This window comes from Pseudomonas sp. GL93 (genome assembly GCF_003408955.1).
Classification (GTDB): domain Bacteria; phylum Pseudomonadota; class Gammaproteobacteria; order Pseudomonadales; family Pseudomonadaceae; genus Aquipseudomonas; species Aquipseudomonas paracarnis.
In genome coordinates this window covers 101960-123964 of record NZ_NKRF01000095.1, presented here as the reverse complement: position 1 = coordinate 123964, position 22005 = coordinate 101960, and the positions used below count along the sequence as shown (strand labels likewise).

At 59.1% G+C, this 22005-nt stretch carries 17 protein-coding genes and 1 tRNA gene; 15 read left to right on the top strand and 3 right to left on the bottom strand.

The annotated features are described in order from the left end of the window. Positions 1–169 precede the first annotated feature (169 nt). From apaG to CER19_RS22050, 7 genes are all read left to right on the top strand, one after another. Positions 170–550 (top strand): Co2+/Mg2+ efflux protein ApaG, encoded by a 381-nt coding sequence (gene apaG, locus CER19_RS22080; RefSeq protein WP_099585670.1) that lies wholly within the window; start codon positions 170–172, stop codon positions 548–550. Next, on the top strand, positions 550–1401 hold the full coding sequence (locus tag CER19_RS22075) for a symmetrical bis(5'-nucleosyl)-tetraphosphatase (protein WP_116667968.1): 852 nt from the start codon (positions 550–552) through the stop codon (positions 1399–1401). The genes apaG and CER19_RS22075 overlap by 1 nt, the downstream gene beginning before the upstream one ends. 9 nt (positions 1402–1410) lie before the next feature. Then, the gene (gene glpE, locus CER19_RS22070) at positions 1411–1740 is read left to right on the top strand and encodes a thiosulfate sulfurtransferase GlpE (RefSeq protein WP_116667967.1); all 330 of its coding nucleotides are present in this window, start codon (positions 1411–1413) and stop codon (positions 1738–1740) included. A gap of 285 nt (positions 1741–2025) precedes the next feature. After that, entirely contained in the window at positions 2026–3948 is a 1923-nt protein-coding gene (locus tag CER19_RS22065) for a PrkA family serine protein kinase (protein WP_003194732.1), read from the top strand. Positions 3949–4061: 113 nt separating this feature from the next. Then, positions 4062–5333, top strand: coding sequence for a YeaH/YhbH family protein (locus CER19_RS22060; protein WP_003194735.1), 1272 nt, complete (start codon positions 4062–4064; stop codon positions 5331–5333). Then, on the top strand, positions 5330–6895 hold the full coding sequence (locus CER19_RS22055) for a SpoVR family protein (protein WP_003194736.1): 1566 nt from the start codon (positions 5330–5332) through the stop codon (positions 6893–6895). The genes CER19_RS22060 and CER19_RS22055 overlap by 4 nt, the downstream gene beginning before the upstream one ends. A 63-nt stretch (positions 6896–6958) precedes the next feature. Then, positions 6959–8188, top strand: coding sequence for a multifunctional CCA addition/repair protein (locus CER19_RS22050; protein WP_116667966.1), 1230 nt, complete (start codon positions 6959–6961; stop codon positions 8186–8188). 118 nt (positions 8189–8306) lie between these two features. On the opposite strand, the gene folK is transcribed toward CER19_RS22050, so the two are convergent. Continuing rightward, positions 8307–8825, bottom strand: coding sequence for a 2-amino-4-hydroxy-6-hydroxymethyldihydropteridine diphosphokinase (gene folK / locus CER19_RS22045; RefSeq protein ID WP_116667965.1), 519 nt, complete (start codon positions 8823–8825; stop codon positions 8307–8309). Further along, positions 8816–9169, bottom strand: a complete 354-nt coding sequence (folB, locus tag CER19_RS22040; RefSeq protein ID WP_032895029.1) for a dihydroneopterin aldolase — start codon at positions 9167–9169, stop codon at positions 8816–8818. Before folB ends, folK begins: the two co-directional genes overlap by 10 nt. A gap of 74 nt (positions 9170–9243) precedes the next feature. Between folB and plsY the strand changes: the two genes are divergently transcribed. Continuing rightward, positions 9244–9813: a glycerol-3-phosphate 1-O-acyltransferase PlsY gene (gene plsY / locus CER19_RS22035; protein WP_116667964.1), complete on the top strand. Its 570-nt coding sequence runs from the start codon at positions 9244–9246 to the stop codon at positions 9811–9813. Between the two features lie 31 nt (positions 9814–9844). Here plsY and tsaD read toward each other — a convergent pair whose 3' ends face one another. Then, positions 9845–10870 carry a tRNA (adenosine(37)-N6)-threonylcarbamoyltransferase complex transferase subunit TsaD gene (gene tsaD / locus CER19_RS22030; RefSeq protein ID WP_116667963.1) on the bottom strand — a complete coding sequence of 342 codons (1026 nt, stop codon included), beginning with the start codon at positions 10868–10870 and terminating at the stop codon, positions 9845–9847. A gap of 203 nt (positions 10871–11073) precedes the next feature. Here tsaD and rpsU point away from each other — a divergent pair, with 203 nt between their 5' ends. The 7 genes from rpsU (at position 11074) to CER19_RS21995 (ending at position 21998) form a co-directional block, all read left to right on the top strand. Beyond that, entirely contained in the window at positions 11074–11289 is a 216-nt protein-coding gene (rpsU, locus tag CER19_RS22025; protein WP_002551877.1) for a 30S ribosomal protein S21, read from the top strand. Positions 11290–11731: 442 nt separating this feature from the next. Beyond that, a complete protein-coding gene (dnaG, locus tag CER19_RS22020) occupies positions 11732–13702 on the top strand; it encodes a DNA primase (protein ID WP_014720188.1) in 1971 nt (656 codons plus the stop codon). Positions 13703–13769: 67 nt separating this feature from the next. Next, positions 13770–15617 (top strand): RNA polymerase sigma factor RpoD, encoded by a 1848-nt coding sequence (gene rpoD, locus CER19_RS22015; RefSeq protein WP_034128833.1) that lies wholly within the window; start codon positions 13770–13772, stop codon positions 15615–15617. A gap of 134 nt (positions 15618–15751) precedes the next feature. Then, on the top strand, positions 15752–19495 hold the full coding sequence (locus CER19_RS22010; RefSeq protein ID WP_116667962.1) for a bifunctional diguanylate cyclase/phosphodiesterase: 3744 nt from the start codon (positions 15752–15754) through the stop codon (positions 19493–19495). 15 nt (positions 19496–19510) lie between these two features. After that, positions 19511–19587 (top strand) — tRNA-Ile (locus tag CER19_RS22005). Positions 19588–19700: 113 nt separating this feature from the next. Continuing rightward, positions 19701–20147, top strand: a complete 447-nt coding sequence (locus CER19_RS22000; RefSeq protein WP_096144789.1) for an Lrp/AsnC family transcriptional regulator — start codon at positions 19701–19703, stop codon at positions 20145–20147. Between the two features lie 147 nt (positions 20148–20294). Beyond that, positions 20295–21998, top strand: coding sequence for an NAD(P)/FAD-dependent oxidoreductase (locus tag CER19_RS21995; RefSeq protein ID WP_116667961.1), 1704 nt, complete (start codon positions 20295–20297; stop codon positions 21996–21998). Positions 21999–22005 lie beyond the last annotated feature (7 nt).

Below are 22005 nucleotides of genomic sequence, written 5' to 3'. Positions count from 1 at the left end.
TGCGGTGTGTCAGTCAACATTTTCGTCAACTGATACCGCTTTCGCGAGCAAGCCCGCTCCCACAGGTTTAACCGCGTTTCAAGAGCCCAGACAGCATGTCTGGCCTAGTGCCCACCTCTTGGCCTAGACTGACCCGCATCTGCTGTCCTTCGCTTTTAAGGCCTCTTGCATGTCCGATCCTCGCTATCAGATAGACGTCAGCGTCGTCACCCGCTTCCTGGCGGACCAATCGCAACCCGAACATAACCGCTTCGCCTTTGCCTACACCATCACGGTGAAGAACAACGGGCTGGTGCCGGCCAAGCTGCTGTCGCGCCACTGGGTCATCACCGATGGCGACGGTCAGGTCGAGGAAGTGCGCGGGGCAGGCGTTGTCGGCCAGCAGCCGTTGATCGACATAGGCGCCAGCCACACTTATAGCAGCGGCACGGTGATGACTTCCAAGGTCGGCACCATGCAAGGCTCGTATCAAATGAAGGCCACCGACGGCCAACTGTTCGATGCAATCATCAAGCCCTTCCGCCTGGCCGTGCCAGGAGCCCTGCACTGATGGCGACGTACGCGGTCGGCGATCTGCAAGGCTGCCTGGAACCTCTCAAGCGCCTGCTGGAGCGCGTAGCCTTCGAGCCGGCAAATGATCGCTTGTGGTTGGTGGGCGATCTGGTCAACCGCGGCCCGCAGTCCCTCGAAACCCTGCGCTACCTCTATAGCCTGCGTGATTCGCTGGTATGCGTGCTGGGCAACCATGATTTGCACTTGCTTGCGGCCGGCAACAATATCGAGCGCCTCAAAAAAGGTGACACCCTGCGGGAAATCCTCGAAGCCCCGGACCGCGCTCAACTGCTCGACTGGCTGCGCCGGCAAAAACTCATGCACTATGACGAGGACCGCAACATGGCCTTGGTGCATGCCGGTATCCCGCCGCAGTGGACACTGAAAAAAGCCCTCAAGTGCGCCGCCGAAGTTGAAAGTGCATTGGCCGATGACAACCTGTACACCGCTTACCTCGACGGCATGTACGGCAACGATCCGGTGAAGTGGGACAACGACCTCACGGGCGTGGCCCGCCTGCGAGTCATCACCAACTACTTCACGCGGATGCGCTTCTGCACGGCCGAAGGCAAACTGGACCTCAAGAGCAAGGAAGGCGCCGACACCGCCCTCCCCGGCTACAAGCCCTGGTTCGCCCACAAGGAACGCAAGACCCGTGACACAAAGATCATCTTTGGCCACTGGGCTGCGCTGGAAGGCAAGTGCGATGAACCCGGCGTGTTCGCCCTCGACACCGGTTGCGTGTGGGGCGGCGCCATGACCCTGATGAACATCGACACGGGCGAGCGCCTCGACTGCCAGTGCCAATCCCCTCTTTCCATTACCCCGCCGGCCGCCACCAAGCCATAGGAGCCCGCCATGACCGAATTCAAACGTATCCCCCCCGAACAAGCCCAGGCCCTGCGCGAGCAAGGTGCTGTAGTCGTCGACATCCGCGACCAGCCCACCTACGCCGCCGCCCACATCAGCGGCGCAAAGCACCTGGACAACGTCAACATCGCCGACTTCATACGCGCCGCCGACCTCGATGCGCCACTGATCGTCGCCTGCTACCACGGCAATTCCAGCCAGAGCGCAGCCGCCTATCTGATCAGCCAGGGTTTCTCTGACGTCTATAGCCTGGACGGCGGGTTTGAGCTGTGGCGTACGACCTATCCTGCGGAAATTTCTTCAGTCGATTCGCAATAATTTTTTTCACACCCCGCTACCCCGCGTGACGCTTGGGCTTGCGCCGTTTCTGACGAACGGCGCAGCCAAACTAATTGCGCATCGCGCCTTGACCTCCCGGATTCCGAACTATCCTTAAGCGCAGGCCATCCGAATCAGGGGAGAGCCGGTACACCGGCGTACGGGTCATCGGTAGCGTTTCAGGGTGTTCTGGGGGGAAAACAGCCATTGGCGCACGCCAATGACTGCCAGCATCGACTGATTGATCCGGCGTCGGCTCCACGTATCGAGCGAGGTGACGACGTCATGAGTATCTTTAGCCACTTCCAACAACGCTTCGCGTCCACACAGCAGGAAGAGCTCACGCTTCAGGAGTATCTCGAGCTGTGCAAGCAGGACCGCAGCACTTACGCCTCTGCCGCCGAACGCCTGCTACTGGCGATTGGCGAGCCAGAACTGGTGGAAACCGCCAATAATTCGCGCCTGTCGCGGATATTTTCCAACAAGGTGATCCGCCGCTATCCGGCCTTTGAAGACTTCCATGGGATGGAAGAATGCATCGACCAGATCGTTTCCTACTTCCGCCATGCCGCCCAAGGCCTGGAAGAGAAGAAGCAGATCCTCTATCTGCTCGGCCCGGTCGGCGGCGGCAAGTCGTCCCTGGCGGAAAAACTCAAGCAATTGATCGAGAAGGTGCCCTTCTATGCGATCAAGGGCTCGCCCGTCTTCGAGTCGCCCCTGGGCCTGTTCAACGCCACGGAAGATGGCGCGATCCTCGAGGAAGACTTCGGTATCCCACGGCGCTACCTCAACACCATTATGTCGCCATGGGCCACCAAGCGCCTGGCCGAGTTCGGCGGTGATATCAGCCAGTTCCGTGTGGTGAAACTCTACCCGTCGATCCTCAACCAGATCGGCGTGGCCAAGACCGAACCCGGCGATGAAAACAACCAGGACATTTCGGCACTGGTGGGCAAAGTCGATATCCGCAAACTGGAAGAATTCCCGCAGAACGACGCCGATGCCTACAGCTATTCGGGCGCATTGTGCCGGGCCAACCAGGGCCTGATGGAATTCGTGGAGATGTTCAAGGCACCGATCAAGGTGCTGCACCCACTGCTCACCGCTACCCAGGAAGGTAACTACAACAGCACCGAAGGCCTGGGGGCGATTCCGTTTACCGGGATCCTGCTGGCCCACTCCAACGAATCGGAATGGCATACCTTCCGCAACAACAAGAACAACGAAGCCTTCATCGACCGTATCTATATCGTCAAAGTGCCGTACTGCCTGCGGGTCAGCGACGAAATCAAGATCTACGACAAACTGCTGTTCAACAGCTCCCTGGCCAAGGCCCATTGCGCCCCCGACACCCTGAAAATGCTTGCCCAGTTCACCGTACTGTCGCGCCTCAAGGAGCCGGAAAACTCCAATATCTATTCGAAGATGCGCGTCTACGACGGCGAAAATCTCAAGGACACCGATCCCAAGGCCAAGTCGATCCAGGAATACCGTGACACCGCGGGTGTAGACGAAGGCATGAACGGCCTGTCGACGCGCTTTGCGTTCAAGATCCTGTCCAAGGTCTTCAACTTCGACCCCCACGAGATTGCCGCCAACCCGGTGCACTTGCTCTACGTGCTGGAACAGCAGATTGAACAGGAGCAGTTCCAGGCCGAAACCCGTGAGCGCTACCTGCGTTTCCTCAAGGAATACCTGGCGCCGCGCTACATCGAGTTCATCGGCAAAGAAATCCAGACCGCGTACCTTGAGTCCTACAGCGAATACGGCCAGAACATCTTCGACCGCTACGTCCTGTACGCCGATTTCTGGATCCAGGATCAGGAATACCGCGACCCGGAAACCGGCGAAATCCTCAATCGCGTGGCCCTCAACGAAGAACTGGAAAAAATCGAGAAGCCCGCCGGCATCAGCAATCCGAAGGATTTCCGCAACGAAATCGTCAACTTCGTACTGCGCGCCCGTGCCAACAACAATGGCAAGAACCCCACTTGGCTCAGCTACGAGAAGCTGCGGGTGGTCATCGAGAAGAAAATGTTCTCCAACACCGAGGACCTGCTGCCCGTCATCAGCTTCAACGCCAAGGCCAGCAAGGAGGATCAGCAAAAACACAACGACTTCGTCACACGCATGGTCGAGCGAGGCTACACCGACAAACAGGTACGACTGCTCTCCGAGTGGTACCTGCGGGTTCGCAAATCGCAGTAAGGCAGCGGCAAGCGCGCACTGCCAGGCATCCGGCCTGGCAGTTGACCGCTTGTCTCTAAGCTTCCAGCTCGCGGCTTGAAGCTTGTAACGTGAAGCTGCCCGGAGGGCTCCCCATGAGCTATGTGATCGACCGACGCCTCAATGGCAAGAACAAGAGCACGGTAAACCGCCAGCGTTTCCTGCGGCGTTACCGTGACCACATCAAAAAAGCGGTAGAAGAGGCCGTTAGCCGCCGTTCCATCACCGACATGGAGCATGGCGAACAAATCAGCATTCCCGGACGGGACATCGACGAACCGGTGCTTCACCATGGCCGCGGCGGCAAACAAACCGTGGTGCACCCCGGTAACAAGGAATTCACCACCGGCGAACATATCCAACGCCCACAAGGCGGTGGCGGTGGCAAAGGCCCAGGCAAAGCCGGCAACTCTGGCGAAGGCATGGATGAATTCGTATTCCAGATCACCCAGGAAGAATTCCTCGAATTCATGTTCGAAGACCTGGAACTGCCCAACCTGGTCAAGCGCAATCTGACCGGCACCGACACCTTCAAGACCGTACGCGCAGGGATCAGCAACGAGGGCAACCCCTCGCGCATCAACATCATCCGCACCCTGCGTTCAGCCCATGCACGGCGTATCGCCCTGTCCGGCAGCAGCCGCGCCAAACTCAAGCAGGCCAAGGAAGAGTTGGCACGCTTGAAGCGTGAAGAACCGGACAACTTCGGCGATATCCAGGAAATCGAGGCTGAAATTGAAAAACTCAGCGCGCGCATCCACCGCGTGCCGTTCCTCGATACCTTTGACTTGAAATACAACCTGCTGGTCAAGCAACCCAACCCCAGCTCCAAGGCGGTGATGTTCTGCCTGATGGACGTTTCCGGCTCCATGACCCAGGCCACCAAGGACATCGCCAAACGCTTCTTTATCCTGCTGTACCTGTTTCTGAAACGGAACTACGACAAGATTGACGTAGTGTTCATCCGCCATCACACCAGCGCGCGGGAAGTGGACGAAGAGGAGTTTTTCTACTCGCGGGAAACCGGCGGCACCATCGTTTCCAGCGCACTGAAGCTGATGCAGGAAATCATGGCCGAGCGCTACCCCGCCAACGAGTGGAACATCTATGCCGCCCAAGCCTCTGACGGCGACAACTGGAACGACGACTCGCCGATCTGCCGGGACATTTTGATCAACCAGATCATGCCGTTCGTGCAGTACTACACTTACGTCGAAATCACCCCCCGTGAGCACCAGGCCCTGTGGTTCGAATACGAGCGCATCGGCGAAGCCTTTGCCGACACGTTCGCCCAGCAGCAACTGGTCTCGGCCGGCGATATCTACCCGGTCTTCCGTGAACTCTTCCAGCGCAGGTTAGTGACATGACCGCCAAAAAAGAGAACAAGCGCCAACCCATTTCCACCGGCTCCGAGTGGACCTTCGAACTGATCCAGGCCTATGACCGGGAAATCAGCCGTATCGCGGCGGGGTATGCCCTGGATACCTATCCCAACCAGATAGAAGTCATCACCGCTGAACAGATGATGGATGCCTATGCCTCGGTGGGCATGCCCCTGGGCTATCACCATTGGTCCTACGGGAAACACTTCCTCAGTACCGAGAAGTCCTACACACGCGGCCAGATGGGCCTGGCCTACGAGATCGTGATCAACTCCGACCCGTGCATCGCGTACCTGATGGAAGAAAACACCATCTGTATGCAGGCGCTGGTAGTGGCCCATGCCTGCTATGGGCATAACAGTTTCTTCAAGGGCAACTACCTGTTTCGCACTTGGACAGATGCCAGTTCGATCATCGATTACCTGGTGTTCGCCAAGCAATACATCATGCAGTGCGAGGAGCGCCACGGTATCGATGCGGTGGAGGACCTGTTGGACTCCTGCCATGCGCTGATGAATTACGGCGTTGACCGCTATAAGCGCCCCTATCCGATTTCCGCCGAAGAGGAACGCCTGCGCCAGAAGGAACGCGAGGAGCACCTGCAGAAACAGATCAATGACCTGTGGCGCACCATCCCCAAGCGCGCCGACAAGAACAGCGACAAGGACAATGCACGCTTCCCCGCCGAACCGCAGGAAAACATCCTGTATTTCCTGGAAAAACACGCACCGCTGCTGGAGCCCTGGCAGCGTGAAATCGTGCGTATCGTACGCAAGATCGCGCAATATTTTTATCCACAGCGCCAAACCCAGGTGATGAACGAGGGCTGGGCAACCTTCTGGCATTACACCCTGATGAACGACCTGTACGACGAGGGCCTGGTCACTGACGGCTTTATGATGGAGTTCCTCACGTCCCATACCAGCGTGGTCTTCCAGCCAGGCTTCGACAGCCCGTACTACAACGGCATCAACCCCTATGCACTGGGTTTTGCCATGTACCGCGATATCCGCCGCATGTGCGAGCACCCCACAGAGGAAGACCGCCGCTGGTTTCCGGAAATCGCCGGCAGCGACTGGCTATCGACCATCAAGTTCGCCATGAGCAGCTTCAAGGATGAGAGTTTTATCCTGCAGTACCTGTCGCCCCAGGTGATCCGCGACCTCAAGCTGTTCAGCATCCTGGACGACGACCTCAAGGACGACCTGGTAGTACCTGCCATCCACGACGAACCCGGCTACCGCATCATTCGCGAAACCCTGGCCGCGCAATACAACCTCGGTAACCGCGAGCCTAACGTGCAGATCTACAGCATCGATGTGCGTGGCGACCGTTCGCTGACCCTGCGTCACCAGCAGCATGACCGCAAACCCTTGGGCGAATCCACTGAGGAAGTGCTCAAGCACCTGCATCGGCTCTGGGGCTTTGATATTCATCTGGAAACCCTGCAGGGCGACCAAGTGATGAAAACCCATCATGTGCCACCGCGCAGCGATCATAACGACAACGACTACGGCCGCCTGGACATGGCCGTCGTTCATCTCTGAAACAGCAAAGCCTCCATTGGCCAGGCTCAGGCGTTATCCTGTGCCACTAATGGAGGCTTTTTCATGAAAATCTACAAAGTCGGCGGCGCCGTGCGTGATCGCCTTCTGGGCATCGAGGTCACCGATATAGACCGCGTCGTCGTTGGCGCGACGGCCGAAGAGATGCTCGCCAAAGGTTATAAACCGGTGGGCGCCGATTTCCCGGTATTTCTCGACCCGAAAAACGGCGACGAATACGCCCTCGCTCGCACCGAACGCAAGAATGGCCGGGGTTACGGCGGCTTTATATTCCATGCGAGCCCCGACGTTACGCTGGAAGAAGACCTGATCCGGCGTGACCTGACCATCAACGCCATGGCAGAGGACGACGAGGGTAACCTGACCGATCCTTATCAGGGTCAACGCGACCTTGAAGCGCGTATTTTACGGCACGTTTCTCCCGCATTCGCCGAAGATCCCCTCCGCGTGCTGCGCGTTGCGCGTTTCGCCGCGCGCTATGCGCCTCTCGGCTTCACAGTCGCCCCTGAGACCCTGGAGTTAATGCGCCAACTCAGTGAGTCCGGCGAGTTGGAGGCGCTTACCCCCGAGCGCAGCTGGAAGGAAATCTCACGGGCGCTGATGGAAGATCAACCCCAGGTATTTATTCAAGTACTGCGTGACTGCGACGCACTGAAAACCTTGATGCCGGAAGTGGACGCGCTGTTCGGTGTGCCGCAGCCCGCAGCTCACCACCCGGAAATAGACACCGGCGTGCACACCTTGAGCGTGCTGGAGCAAGCTGCCCTGCACAAGCAACCGCTGAGCGTGCGCTGGGCCTGCCTGTTGCACGACCTGGGCAAAGGCCTGACGCCTGTGGATAAGTTACCGCAGCATATTGCTCACGAGCAACGCGGCCTGAAGCTGATCAAAGCGGTGAACGAGCGTTTCAAGGCGCCGAGGGATTGCCAGGAGTTGGCCTTGCTGGTGGGGCAATATCATACTCACGGGCATCGAGCGCTTGAGCTCAAGGCCTCGACATTGCTGGAGTTGCTGCAAAGCTTCGACGTGTACCGTCGGCCGCAACGCTTTGAAGAGTTCGTGGTGGCCTGCGAAATGGACGCTCGTGGCCGCGAGGGTTTTGAGCAACGCAGTTATCCACAGGCCGATTATTTGCGCGCAGCAGCAAAGGCTGCACGCGAAGTGCCGGTCGCGCCGCTGCTGGAAAAGGGTTTCAAAGGCCCCGAACTGGGCGAGGCGCTCAAGCGCGAACGGCTCAAGGCGCTTAAAGCCTACAAGGAAAATCCCTCACCCTAGGCGATGGCCGTTGTGGCGAGGGAGCTTGCTCCCGCTGGAGTGCGAAGCGCTCCCAAGATAGTGGGGCTGCTGCGCAGCCCAGCGGGAGCAAGCTCCCTCGCCACAACAAGCTCGGCTCCTACAAAAGAGCGTGTGGCGTGAGTGGCTGACCCTGCCACTCGAACGCCACAGGTGCCAATACCTGATCAATCTGCGCGTCTCGCCATAATTCGGCCATTGTCTTGCCCGCCTCAGGGTGCATACGGTCCGGCGCCATCATCGACAGCGGCCACAACACAAAGGCGTTTTTCAGAATTTCGGCCCGCGGCAAGATCAATCCATCGAAATTGCCCACCCAATCGCCATACAACAACACATCGATATCCAACGGCAGGCCTTTGCGGTCGGGCGCGTAGCGACCATTGTCAGCCTCGATGGATTTCAAGCGGCGATCCAACTCCATCAACGGCAGGTCGGTATAAGCCGACACCACCAGATTGAAAAACGGTCCACTTTTGATCCCCACCGGCTGGCTTTCGAACACCGCCGAACAGCGCATATCCGTCAAGAAACCCGCCAACGCATCCAAGCCGGCGCATAGGCGAGCCTCGCGGTCGATATTGCTGCCAAGCCCGAGGTAAACCTGAGTCAACGACATCCGCGCTCGATCTCCACGCCCACGCCCTTGGCAGCCGGTACCGCGCCGGGCTTGGTCAACTTGAGGTGCAGCCAGGGAATCTGGAATTCACTCATCAGCACTTCGGCCAGACGCTCGGCAAAGGTTTCCACCAGTTGGTACTGGGACTGCTCGGCAAAGGCCTGGATACGCGCAGACACCCTGGCGTAATCCAGTGCCAGGGTCAGGTCATCACCGGCCGCAGCTGGGCGATTATCCCAGGCGAAGCTCAGGTCCAGGCGCAGGCATTGCCGGATTCCGCGCTCCCAGTCGTAAGCCCCGATCACGGTGTCGACTTCCAGGCCTTCGATAAACACTCTGTCCAAGCACTTTTCTCCGCAGCACGACAAGGGCGCGATGCCCCGTTAGAATCAGGGCGTCCTCGCCCGGAATAGTTAGCATGTTTTGGTCACTGGCGATTTTCGCCTACCTGCTCGGCTCGCTGTCCTTCGCCATTTTGCTCAGCCGCTTGACGGGAAATCCCGATCCGCGAATGAGTGGCTCAGGCAATGCCGGCGCCACCAATATGTTGCGCCTGGCCGGCAAGAAACTCGCCGTCCTGACCTTGCTGGGCGACGTGTGCAAGGGCCTGCTGCCCGTGCTGATCGCCAGCCTCGTCGGCCTTAGCTTGCAACAGCAAGCCTGGGTGGGCCTATGTGCCGTCCTGGGCCACCTGTTCCCGTTGTACTTCCGTTTTCGCGGCGGCAAGGGCGTCGCCACGGCGGCCGGCCTGCTACTGGGCATTTACCCCCCTGCGGCGTTACTGGCCATGCTCGCCTGGCTGCTGACGTTCTACCTGACCCGCACCAGCTCGCTGGCCGCGCTGATTGCCACGCCGCTGACCCTGCCGCTGCTGGCCTGGCAGGAACCGCAAGCGCTGCTGCCGATGAGCGTGCTGACACTGCTGATCGTCTGGCGCCACCGCGGCAATCTACGCGACCTGTTTGCCGGGCGCGAACGGCATTTTTAAATTCTCCGCCTGGATCCGGCGCCCTTGAACCTTACAACGGCGGCAATTGCTCCATCGGCCAGCGCGCCTGCACGCTGATCGCCAGGCTTTCGTGCTGCCCGGCCTGCAAGCGCTGGCAACCGGCATAGGCGATCATTGCGCCGTTGTCAGTGCAGAACTCAGGGCGTGCGTAGAACACATTGCCATTCATATCGCCGAGCATTTTTCCCAGGGAACTGCGCAACGCCTTGTTGGCGCTGACGCCGCCTGCGATCACCAGCCGCTTCATGCCCGCCTGTTTCAGGGCGCGCTTGCACTTGATGGTCAAAGTCTCCACCACAGCCTGCTGGAACGCCAGCGCGATGTCGCAACGGGCTTGCTGGCCGTCGTCCCCGGCGCTGACGCTCTGCTGCCAGGTGTTCAAGGCAGAGGTTTTCAAGCCGCTGAAACTGAACATCAAGCCAGGACGATCACACATCGGCCGCGGGAACGTGTAGCGACCGGCAACGCCGTTCTCGGCAAGGCGGGCGATTTCCGGACCACCCGGATAATTAAGCCCCATCATCTTCGCGGTTTTGTCGAACGCTTCACCCGCGGCATCGTCCAGCGACTCGCCCAAGAGTGTGTATTGGCCGATCCCATCCACCTGAACCAGCTGCGTATGCCCGCCCGAAACCAACAAAGCGACGAACGGGAACTCTGGCGGTGTTTTTTCCAGCATGGGCGCCAGTAAGTGGCCTTCCATATGGTGCACGCCAAGGGCAGGAATACCCCAGGCAAAGGCCAACGCCTGGGCGCAAGAGGCCCCAACCAGCAGGGCTCCGACCAATCCGGGGCCGGCGGTGTAAGCGATGGCATCGATCTCGGTTGCCACACAGCCGGCCTCATCCAGCACCTGGCGGATCAACGGCAGCATGCGCTTGACATGATCGCGGCTGGCAAGCTCCGGCACCACGCCGCCATAGGCGCGATGCAGGTCGATCTGACTAAACAGTGCATCGGCCAAAAGCCCGCGTTCACTGTCGTATAGTGCGACTCCGGTTTCGTCGCAGGAGGTTTCAAGTCCCAGTACTAGCATGGGTTTGCGCCTTGTAGAGGCTGAATTCGAAGGCGCGCATAATAGTCGCCACTCCCCCTCCCGACTAGCGGTTTTCGATCAGAGGCTTTGCATTCCGGGCAATGAGGGGTTAACATCCGCAACCCTTAAAAACCGACGACCTCAGCCGCGAATTTTTTGCGACGAGAACGTTGATTCCCGGTAATGAAAGAAGGTAGCTCTGGATGCCAGCCGTCAAAGTAAAAGAGAACGAACCCTTCGACGTAGCTCTGCGTCGTTTCAAGCGCTCCTGCGAAAAAGCCGGTGTTCTGGCTGAAGTTCGTAGCCGCGAATTTTATGAGAAGCCAACTTCTGAGCGTAAGCGCAAAGCAGCAGCCGCTGTTAAGCGTCACGCTAAGAAAGTTCAGCGCGAACAGCGCCGCGCCGTTCGTCTGTACTAATACACAGACGTTCGTAGCAAGCTTCTGCCAAGCCCGGCCCTCAGCCGGGCTGTTGGCATTTGCGGATATCGCTTGATGCTTCACCGTCGACGCCGCACACGCGACCGAGACACTGCTTCACACGTCAGGGCTGGCTCTTTTGTCAGCGGTGCACGTCTCTTCTGACGAGCCTAACAAGGCTACTGACGAGCACACCTATTCTTCAAACAGACGATCAACTGTATCGGCTGTGCCCAACGATGCGTTTCCGAGGCCGCCATTGGCCAAGACCGGACGCCCGGGCAACATTTCCATGCCGAAGACTGATCAGAAACTATCCTCAGTAAATATTCGGCAGATACACTCCCTGATGACCCACGCAGACGATGATGATCGAGCATTCCATACGTGCGCTTGAACACATCACGGGCCCTCATTTACACGCAGTGATGACGAGAACGCCATGGCCGGGCTGATTCCCCAGAGCTTTATTGACGACCTTCTGAACCGCACCGACATCGTCGATGTTGTCAGCTCACGCGTACAGCTGAAAAAAGCCGGCAAAAACTACACCGCCTGCTGCCCTTTCCATAAAGAAAAAACCCCATCCTTCAGTGTCAGCCCCGACAAGCAGTTCTATTACTGTTTCGGTTGCGGCGCGGGCGGGAATGCCCTGGGCTTCTTGATGGACCACGACAACCTGGACTTCCCCCAGGCTGTCGAGGACTTGGCCAAAGCCGCCGGCATGGAAGTGCCCCGCGAGGAAAGTGGCCGGCCGCACAAACCCCGGCAACCCACCGATTCGCCGCTGTATCCGCTGCTGACCGCCGCTGCCGATTTTTACCGCCAGGCACTCAAGAGCCATCCGCAGCGCAAGGCCGCTGTCGATTACCTTAAAGGGCGCGGCCTCACCGGCGAAATTGCTCGGGACTTCGGACTCGGCTTCGCCCCGCCGGGCTGGGACAATCTGTATAAACACCTGAGCAGCGACACTCTCCAGCAAAAGGCCATGATCGATGCCGGCCTGCTGGTGGAAAACGCCGAGACTGGAAAGCGCTATGACCGCTTCCGCGACCGCGTGATGTTCCCGATCCGCGACAGCCGTGGCCGCATCATCGCCTTCGGCGGCCGTGTACTCGGGGACGACAAGCCCAAGTACCTGAACTCTCCGGAGACCCCGGTGTTCCACAAGGGCCAGGAACTCTACGGCCTGTTCGAAGCACGCAAGAACAACCGCAACCTCGACGAGATCATCGTGGTTGAAGGCTATATGGACGTGATCGCCCTGGCCCAACAAGGCTTGCGCAACGCGGTCGCGACCCTCGGCACCGCCACCAGCGAAGAACATTTGAAGCGCCTGTTCCGCGTCGTGCCCAGCGTGCTGTTTTGCTTTGACGGCGACCAGGCCGGCCGCAACGCCGCCTGGCGCGCGCTCGAAGCCACGCTGTCGAGCCTGCAGGATGGGCGCCGCGCACGCTTCCTGTTCCTGCCCGAAGGCGAAGACCCGGACACCCTGGTGCGCTCGGAAGGTACCGACGCGTTCCGCGCACGCATCAATCAACATGCGCAGCCGCTGGCGGATTATTTTTTCCAGCAACTGACCGAAGAAGCCGACCCGCGCTCCCTCGAGGGCAAGGCCCATATGGCCACCCTCGCGGCGCCGCTGATCGACAAAGTCCCCGGCGCCAACTTGCGCACGCTGATGCGCCAGCGCCTGCTGGAGATCACCGGCTTGAGCGGTGAAGCCGTAAGCCAGCTGGTGCACAGCGCCCCGCAAGAGGCGCCGCCAGCCTACGACCCCGGCATGGATTACGACGCCATGCCGGACTACGCCGATTTCCACCAGCCTCAGGAAGCCTTCGCGCCCCAGCAGGAATGGACGCCGAAAAAGCCCGGCGCAGGCGGCAAGAAGTGGGATAAAAAGCCGTGGAGCAAAAACGGCAAACGCGGTGATCGCGATGAAGCCTACGCGCCACGCACGCCCGTAGCGGTGGAAGCCCCCACATTGATTGCACTGCGCACACTGATTCACCACCCGCAATTGGCCGGCAAGGTTGAAAGTGCCGACCACTTTGCCAACGAAAGCAATACCTATGCTCAGGTGCTTATTGCACTGATCGAAGCCGTGCAGAAAAACCCTAAGCTAAACTCAATTCAGTTGATGGCTCGCTGGCACGGCACGGAACAGGGCCGTTTATTGCGGGCACTGGCGGAAAAGGAGTGGCTAATTGACGGCGACAACCTTGAACAACAGTTTTTAGACACCATTAATAGGTTATCCGCGGGTCAACACACTCAGACCCTCGACGAACTTATCAAGAGAGCGAGGCAGCCGGGATTATCGGCTGAAGAGCAAATTCAGATAGCAAAACAGATGCGCGACCTCTTAAAACAGAATGTTTACGCATCAAACCCGACCTCAGCTGGCGTGTGAGGTCATAGCTCGGGTATAATCCTCGGCTTGTTTTTTGCCCGCCAAGACCTTCAGTGGATAGGGTGTTATGTCCGGAAAAGCGCAACAGCAGTCTCGTATCAAAGAGTTGATACTTCTCGGTCGTGAGCAGGGTTACCTGACTTACGCGGAGGTCAACGACCACCTGCCTGAGGATATTTCAGATCCTGAGCAGGTGGAAGACATCATCCGCATGATTAACGACATGGGGATCAACGTATTCGAAGTCGCGCCAGATAAGGATTCCCTTATGCTGGCCGACGCTGATACCGACGAGGCCGCCGCTGAGGAAGCTGCTGCCGCGCTGGCTGCAGTAGAGACCGATATCGGCCGCACGACAGACCCTGTGCGCATGTATATGCGCGAAATGGGTACCGTCGAGCTGCTGACACGCGAAGGCGAAATCGAAATCGCCAAGCGTATCGAAGAGGGCATCCGTGAAGTGATGGGCGCCATTGCGCACTTCCCTGGCACGGTTGACCACATTCTCTCCGAGTACACTCGCGTCACCACCGAAGGTGGCCGCCTGTCCGACGTCCTGAGCGGTTATATCGACCCGGACGACGGCATTGCGCCGCCTGCCGCCGAAGTACCGCCGCCTGTTGATGCGAAAGCCGCAAAAGCGGACGACGACTCCGACGACGACGAAGCTGAAAGCAGCGACGACGAAGAAGAAGCCGAAAGCGGTCCAGACCCGGTCATCGCTGCCCAGCGCTTCGGTGCGGTTTCCGATCAAATGGAAATCACCCGCAAGGCCCTGAAGAAGCACGGTCGCGGCAACAAGCAGGCGATTGCCGAGCTGGTGGCCCTGGCTGAGCTGTTCATGCCGATCAAGCTGGTGCCTAAGCAATTCGAAGGCCTGGTTGAGCGTGTTCGCAGTGCTCTTGAACGTCTGCGTGCCCAAGAGCGTGCGATCATGCAGCTCTGTGTGCGTGATGCGCGCATGCCGCGTACCGATTTCCTGCGCCAGTTCCCGGGCAACGAAGTTGACGAAAGCTGGAGCGACGCACTGGCCAAGGGCAAGGCGAAATACGCCGAAGCCATCGGCCGCCTGCAGCCCGATATCATCCGTTGCCAGCAGAAGCTGACCGCGCTTGAGACCGAAACCGGCCTGACGATTGCAGAAATCAAAGACATCAACCGTCGCATGTCGATCGGTGAGGCCAAGGCCCGCCGCGCGAAGAAAGAGATGGTTGAAGCGAACTTGCGTCTGGTGATCTCCATCGCCAAGAAGTACACCAACCGTGGCCTGCAATTCCTTGATCTGATCCAGGAAGGCAACATCGGCTTGATGAAGGCGGTGGACAAGTTCGAATACCGTCGCGGCTACAAGTTCTCGACTTATGCCACCTGGTGGATCCGTCAGGCGATCACTCGCTCGATCGCCGACCAGGCCCGCACCATCCGTATTCCGGTGCACATGATCGAGACCATCAACAAGCTCAACCGTATTTCCCGGCAGATGTTGCAGGAAATGGGTCGCGAACCGACCCCGGAAGAGCTGGGCGAACGCATGGAAATGCCTGAGGATAAAATCCGCAAGGTGTTGAAGATCGCTAAAGAGCCGATCTCCATGGAAACGCCGATTGGTGATGACGAAGACTCCCATCTGGGTGATTTCATCGAAGACTCGACCATGCAGTCGCCAATCGATGTCGCCACTGTTGAGAGCTTGAAAGAAGCGACTCGCGACGTACTGTCCGGCCTCACTGCTCGTGAAGCCAAGGTACTGCGCATGCGTTTCGGCATCGACATGAATACCGACCACACCCTTGAGGAAGTCGGTAAGCAGTTTGACGTGACCCGTGAGCGGATCCGTCAGATCGAAGCCAAGGCGCTGCGCAAGTTGCGCCACCCGACGCGAAGCGAGCATCTGCGCTCCTTCCTCGACGAGTGATACCAGAACCCCCGGCCCAGGCCGGGGGTTTTGCTTTCTACCGATTGCTTTGCACAGATTAACTGCCCCGCACCACCCGCCCTCGCAATGCCCGTCTACACTCGAGACATTCCCCGTGCCATAACGAGACCGTTATGCCCAGATTGCCGACCGTGATACTGCTGTCGCTGCTGACCTGGACCGCAACGGCTGGCGCGTTGACTCTTACGGATGATGAGCGTAGCTGGTTGGCGGACCATCAGGAGCTGCGCCTAGGCGTGGATGCGTCTTGGCCACCTTTTGAATATCGCGATGAAAATGGCCGATATCAGGGCTTGGCAGCCGATTACGTACGCCTGCTCCAGGACCGCCTGGGTGTGCGAATCAAACTGATCGAACCGGTTAACTGGACCGCGGTGCTTGAACAAGCCCGCAACAACCAACTCGACCTGCTACCTGGCATCATGTCCACCCCCGAACGCCAGAACTTCCTGGCCTTCACACGCCCCTATCTCGACTTTCCCATCGTCATCCTGGCCCATGAAGGCGGCGCGAAACCACGCAGTCTCAAGGATTTGTACGGGCTGAAAATTGCCGTGGTGGAAAACTACGCGCCCCATGAACTGCTGCGTACCCACCATCCGGACCTGAATCTTGTGGCGATGCCCAACGTCAGTTCGACGCTGCAAGCCCTGGCCACCGATGAAGTGGATGCCGTGGTCGGCGACCTCGCCTCCAGCGTCTGGAGCCTGCGCCAACTCAAGCTCGACGGCCTGTACGTCAGCGGCGAAACACCCTATCGCTACCAACTGGCGATGGGCGTGCCGCGGGATGAGAAAATCCTGGTGGGCATCCTGGACAAAGTCCTCGCCGACCTCAGCTCAGCCGAGACGGATGCGATCCAGCAGCACTGGGTCGGCAGCTTCACCGATCACCGCACCTTCTGGGCTGACCTGCTCACGTACGGCCTGCCCGCGGTGCTGCTATTGAGTACGGTGCTGGCGATCGTCATTCGGATCAATCGCCGGCTCAGCTCGGAAATTTCCCGCCGGGTCGCCCTTGAGCAAGAACTGCGAAGCAGCGAGTACCACTATCGCGGCTTGGTGGAGAGCTTGTCCGCCATCGCCTGGGAAGCAAGCATCAGCGATTTCACCTACAGCTACGTGTCGCCCCATGCTGAAGAGCTGCTCGGCTATCCCCGCGCACATTGGCTGATTCCAGGCTTCTGGCGCAACATCATCCACCCCGCCGACCTGACCCGCGCCGAGGCCTATTGCTATCGGGAAACTCGCGCTAACCGTGATCACAGTATTGATTACCGGGTCATCACCGCTGATGGCCGCTGCCTGTGGGTACGTGACATTGTCAGCCTGATCGAACACGGCCACGAGCCGGTGCTGCGTGGCCTGATGATCGACATCAGCGAAGCCAAGCGCACCGAAGAAGCCCTGCAGCTGTCCGAGCAGAAATTTGCCTCGGTGTTTCAGCAGTGTCCGGACATTCTGGTGATTGCTCGGTTGTCTGATGGTTGTTTGCTGGAGGTCAACAAGGCATTCGAGGACCAGATTGGCCTGAGCTCTGATGAGGTCGTGGGCAAAACCGCCTCGGATCTGAATATATGGGGCATTCAGGGCGTCGGCCCGGATTTGCTGCAGCGGGTACAGACCACCAGTATCCGTAACCTGGAAATGTCCTTTCTGCGCAGCAATGGTCAGGCATTTACCGGGCTGATCTCAGCTGAGCCGTTCCAACTCGATACCACCGAAGCCCTGGTGGTGGTGGTGCGCGATATCACCCAGCTCAAGGAAACCCAACAGCAGCTACAAACCTCCGAAGAGAAATTCGCCAAGGCATTCCATGCTTCCCCCGACGGTTTACTACTGAGTCGCCAAAGGGATGGCCTGCTGATTGAAGTGAACGAAGGTTTCAGCCACCTGACCGGCTTCACCAGCGCCTCCTCACTTGACCAATCAACCTTGGACCTGGGCATCTGGGTCGACCTCAACGAACGCAAACACATGCTGGAGTTAATGCAGCGCGACGGCTTTGTCCGCGATTTCATCTGTCATATCCGTCGTGCCGACGGCCAGCTTCGCCTCTGCGAAGTGTCCAGCCGCCCACTGCCGATTGGCGACGAAGATTGCATGCTGACCATCGCCCGGGACATCACCGAACGCCAGTTGATGCAGGAAAAACTGCAGCAGGCCGCCACGGTGTTCGAAAGCACCGCCGAAGGCGTCTTGATCACCGACACACGGCAGAACATCAGCGCCGTCAACCGCGCCTTCACTGAGATAACCGGCTACAGCGAGGTTGAAGCCCTTGGCCATACCCCGCGCCTGCTTGCCTCCGGCCTGCATGACAGCGCGTTCTATGCGGCGATGTGGCACCAGTTGACGGCCCACGGTCACTGGCAAGGAGAGATCTCCAACCGCCGCAAGAACGGCGAGGTGTATCCGAGCTGGCTGACCATCAGCGCCGTGCGTAACCGCGAGCACTTGGTCACTCACTTCGTCGCCGTGTTCGCCGACATCTCCAGCCTCAAGCTGGCCCAGGCACGCCTGGATTATCAGGCCCACCACGACCCATTGACTGGCCTGCCCAACCGCACCTTGTTTGAAAACCGGCTGCAGGCCGCACTCAACGGCCAGCAGGAAAGTGGTAAACAGGGCGCGGTGTTGTTTCTCGACCTCGACCGCTTCAAACACATCAACGACAGCCTCGGCCACCCGGTCGGTGACCTGCTGCTCAAAGACATCGCCGTACGCCTCAAGGAGCAGTTGCGGGACGTGGACACCGTTGCTCGCTTAGGCGGCGACGAATTCATCATCCTCCTGCCCGGCTTGCAACAGGCGAGCGACGCCCAGCACTTGGCGAACAAACTGCTCGACTGTTTTACCCCGCCATTCCAGGCCGGCGAGCATGAGTTCTTTATCAGCGCCAGTATCGGCACCAGCCTATATCCGCAAGACGGTACTGACGTCGCCACCCTGGTCAAAAATGCCGACGCCGCGATGTATCGCTCCAAAGCCAAGGGGCGTAACCGGGTCGAGCGCTATACCCGCGACCTGACTGCCCAAGCCAATGAACGCGTAGCGCTGGAGCACGAACTGCGCCGCGCCATCGAACGTGAAGAATTGAGCCTGTATTACCAACCCAAGCGCAACCTGGTCACCCAACAACTGATCGGCGCCGAAGCCTTGATCCGCTGGCACCACCCGACGCTGGGCGAGGTCCCGCCCGAGCACTTTATTGCCTTGGCCGAAGAGAACGGCATGATCCTGCAAATCGGCGACTGGGTACTGGAACAGGCGTGCCGGCAGCTGCACGCCTGGCAAGCGGCTTTCGAGGATTTCGGCCCACTGTCGGTCAACCTCGCAGGCGCCCAACTGCGTCACCCCAACCTGCTGTCACGCATCGAACAACTGCTGCGCGATTACCGCCTCGAACCCGGCTGCCTGCAACTGGAAATCACCGAAAACTTCATCATGAGCCAAGCCGAAGAAGCACTCGCGGTGTTGCACCAACTCAAGCGCCTGGGCGTCCAGCTGGCGATCGATGATTTCGGCACCGGCTACTCGTCCCTCAGCTACCTCAAGCGCCTGCCCCTGGACTTCCTCAAGATCGACCAATCCTTCGTCCGCGGCTTGCCCGACGACCCTCACGATGCAGCCATCGTGCGCGCCATCATCGCCCTCGGCCACAGCATGCAATTCACCATCATCGCCGAAGGCGTGGAGACCCCGGCACAACAAGCATTCCTCGCAAGCGAGGGGTGTGAACAGATACAAGGCTACATCGTCAGCCTGCCCCTGCCGCCGGAGCTTTTTGCCGCCAGCTTCCTTCGTACACGGCATGAGGATTTTTCGGATGGCACAGTGAACAAACCATCGTTATAATCCGCGACCTACTGAGGGCCTATAGCTCAGTTGGTTAGAGCAGGGGACTCATAATCCCTTGGTCGTAGGTTCGAGTCCTACTGGGCCCACCACACAAGAAAGCCGCGCATTGCGCGGCTTTTGCGTATCTGGCCGAGTGATTTTGTCCGCAGGGCCAAGCCTGTAACATGCCTGCTCACTGCCCGCCCGCACTGGAGCTCTCCCCTTGCCCGTCCTAGACGAAATCGACCGCCAACTGATCGCCGCCCTGCAGCTCAATGCCCGTGAAAGCGTGGCCATGCTCGCCCGGCAGTTGGGCATCGCGCGTACCACCGTCACGTCGCGTCTGGCACGCCTGGAGAAAACCCAGGTGATCACCGGTTACGGCGTGCGCCTGGGCCAGCGCGTTGCGGATGGTGGGTTGCAGGCTTACGTGGGCATTACCGTGCAACCCCGTTCGGGCAAAGAGGTGTTGCGCAGGCTGAGCGCCATGGCGCAAGTGCAGCAGTTGTGCGCGGTGAGTGGGGAGTTCGATTACGTGGCTTGGCTGCGCACCGATTCGCCGGAGCAACTGGACCAATTGCTGGACCAGATCGGCAGTGTCGATGGCGTCGAGAAAACCACCACCTCGATCATCCTCAGTAACAAATTGGATCGCGGACAACCAATCTGATCACCATCTTCGTCATATTGACTAAAACCAGCGCAATACGACGACACATTGCGTCTTATTAACGAGCGCAACGCTCCCTAAACTGGCTGCCATCTTTTCCTATACTCAACGGGCCCTCCTCCCGCCGAGCCGTCAGTAAGGTCAGCCATGAGCATTCCGTCCAGCACCCTCAGCAAGCCCAATCGCCACCCGGGCGACGGTAAGAAACCCATCACCATCTTCGGCCCGGACTTCCCGTTTGCCTTTGATGACTGGATCGAACACCCCGCCGGGCTGGGCAGTATTCCTGCGGCCAATCACGGCGCCGAAGTGGCAATTGTGGGTGCCGGGATCGCGGGCCTGGTTGCGGCGTACGAGCTGATGAAGCTCGGACTCAAGCCCGTTGTGTATGAAGCCTCGAAGATGGGTGGTCGCTTGCGCTCCCAAGCCTTTGAAGGCGCCGAAGGCATCATCGCCGAGCTGGGCGGTATGCGGTTTCCGGTGTCGTCCACGGCGTTCTACCATTACGTGGACAAACTGGGACTGGAAACCAAGCCCTTTCCCAACCCGCTGACGCCGGCGTCCGGCAGCACTGTAATCGACTTGGAAGGCCAGACCCACTACGCGCAAAAACTCGCCGACTTGCCTGCTCTGTTCCAGGAAGTGGCCGATGCCTGGGCCGACGCCCTGGAGGCCGGTTCGCAGTTCGGCGATATCCAGCAGGCAATCCGCGACCGCGACGTGCCGCGGCTCAAGGAGCTATGGAACAAGCTCGTGCCGTTGTGGGATGACCGCACCTTCTACGACTTCGTCGCCACCTCCAAAGCCTTCGCCAAATTGTCGTTTCACCACCGCGAGGTGTTTGGCCAGGTCGGTTTCGGTACCGGCGGCTGGGACTCTGACTTCCCCAACTCCATGCTGGAAATCTTCCGCGTGGTGATGACCAACTGCGATGATCATCAACACCTGATCGTCGGTGGCGTGGCACAAGTGCCCATGGGCATCTGGCGCCACGTGCCGGAGCGCTGCGCCCATTGGCCGGCCGGCACCAGCCTCAGCTCGCTGCATAGAGGCGCACCACGGGCCGGCGTGAAGCGCATTGCCCACGCCGCCGATGGCCGCTTTGCCGTTACCGACAACTATGGTGACACCCGCGAATACGCGGCGGTGCTGACCACCTGCCAAAGTTGGCTGCTGACCACACAGATCGAATGCGACGAAACCCTATTCTCACAAAAAATGTGGATGGCCCTGGATCGCACTCGCTACATGCAGTCATCGAAAACCTTCGTGATGGTTGACCGCCCATTCTGGAAAGACAAAGACCCGCAAACCGGCCGCGACCTGATGAGCATGACCCTCACCGACCGCCTGACCCGGGGCACCTACCTGTTCGATAATGGCGACGACAAGCCGGGGGTGATCTGCTTGTCCTACTCATGGATGAGCGACGCGCTGAAAATGCTGCCCCAGCCTATCGACAAGCGGGTGAAACTGGCCCTCGATGCGCTGAAGAAGATCTACCCCAACGTTGACATCAAGGCGCGCATCATCGGCGACCCGATCACCGTGTCCTGGGAGGCCGATCCACATTTCCTCGGGGCCTTCAAAGGCGCTTTGCCCGGTCACTATCGCTATAACCAGCGGATGTATGCGCACTTCATGCAAAAGGATATGCCTGCCGAACAACGCGGGATCTTCATCGCGGGTGATGATGTATCGTGGACGCCTGCATGGGTCGAAGGCGCCGTACAAACCTCGCTCAACGCGGTATGGGGCATCATGAACCACTTCGGTGGCAGCACCCACCCGGAGAACCCAGGCCCAGGCGACGTGTTCGATGAAATAGGGCCAATCGCCCTCGCAGAATAAGGAGTTG

What these genes read in the sequence shown, in the direction of transcription:
- apaG (WP_099585670.1), top strand. Translation starts at nt 170, where the DNA reads ATGTCCGATCCTCGCTATCAGATAGACGTCAGCGTCGTCACCCGCTTC.
- CER19_RS22075 (WP_116667968.1), top strand. Translation starts at nt 550, where the DNA reads ATGGCGACGTACGCGGTCGGCGATCTGCAAGGCTGCCTGGAACCTCTC.
- glpE (WP_116667967.1), top strand. Translation starts at nt 1,411, where the DNA reads ATGACCGAATTCAAACGTATCCCCCCCGAACAAGCCCAGGCCCTGCGC.
- CER19_RS22065 (WP_003194732.1), top strand. Translation starts at nt 2,026, where the DNA reads ATGAGTATCTTTAGCCACTTCCAACAACGCTTCGCGTCCACACAGCAG.
- CER19_RS22060 (WP_003194735.1), top strand. Translation starts at nt 4,062, where the DNA reads ATGAGCTATGTGATCGACCGACGCCTCAATGGCAAGAACAAGAGCACG.
- CER19_RS22055 (WP_003194736.1), top strand. Translation starts at nt 5,330, where the DNA reads ATGACCGCCAAAAAAGAGAACAAGCGCCAACCCATTTCCACCGGCTCC.
- CER19_RS22050 (WP_116667966.1), top strand. Translation starts at nt 6,959, where the DNA reads ATGAAAATCTACAAAGTCGGCGGCGCCGTGCGTGATCGCCTTCTGGGC.
- folK (WP_116667965.1), bottom strand. Translation starts at nt 8,825, where the DNA reads ATGTCGTTGACTCAGGTTTACCTCGGGCTTGGCAGCAATATCGACCGC.
- plsY (WP_116667964.1), top strand. Translation starts at nt 9,244, where the DNA reads ATGTTTTGGTCACTGGCGATTTTCGCCTACCTGCTCGGCTCGCTGTCC.
- tsaD (WP_116667963.1), bottom strand. Translation starts at nt 10,870, where the DNA reads ATGCTAGTACTGGGACTTGAAACCTCCTGCGACGAAACCGGAGTCGCA.
- rpsU (WP_002551877.1), top strand. Translation starts at nt 11,074, where the DNA reads ATGCCAGCCGTCAAAGTAAAAGAGAACGAACCCTTCGACGTAGCTCTG.
- dnaG (WP_014720188.1), top strand. Translation starts at nt 11,732, where the DNA reads ATGGCCGGGCTGATTCCCCAGAGCTTTATTGACGACCTTCTGAACCGC.
- rpoD (WP_034128833.1), top strand. Translation starts at nt 13,770, where the DNA reads ATGTCCGGAAAAGCGCAACAGCAGTCTCGTATCAAAGAGTTGATACTT.
- CER19_RS22010 (WP_116667962.1), top strand. Translation starts at nt 15,752, where the DNA reads ATGCCCAGATTGCCGACCGTGATACTGCTGTCGCTGCTGACCTGGACC.
- CER19_RS21995 (WP_116667961.1), top strand. Translation starts at nt 20,295, where the DNA reads ATGAGCATTCCGTCCAGCACCCTCAGCAAGCCCAATCGCCACCCGGGC.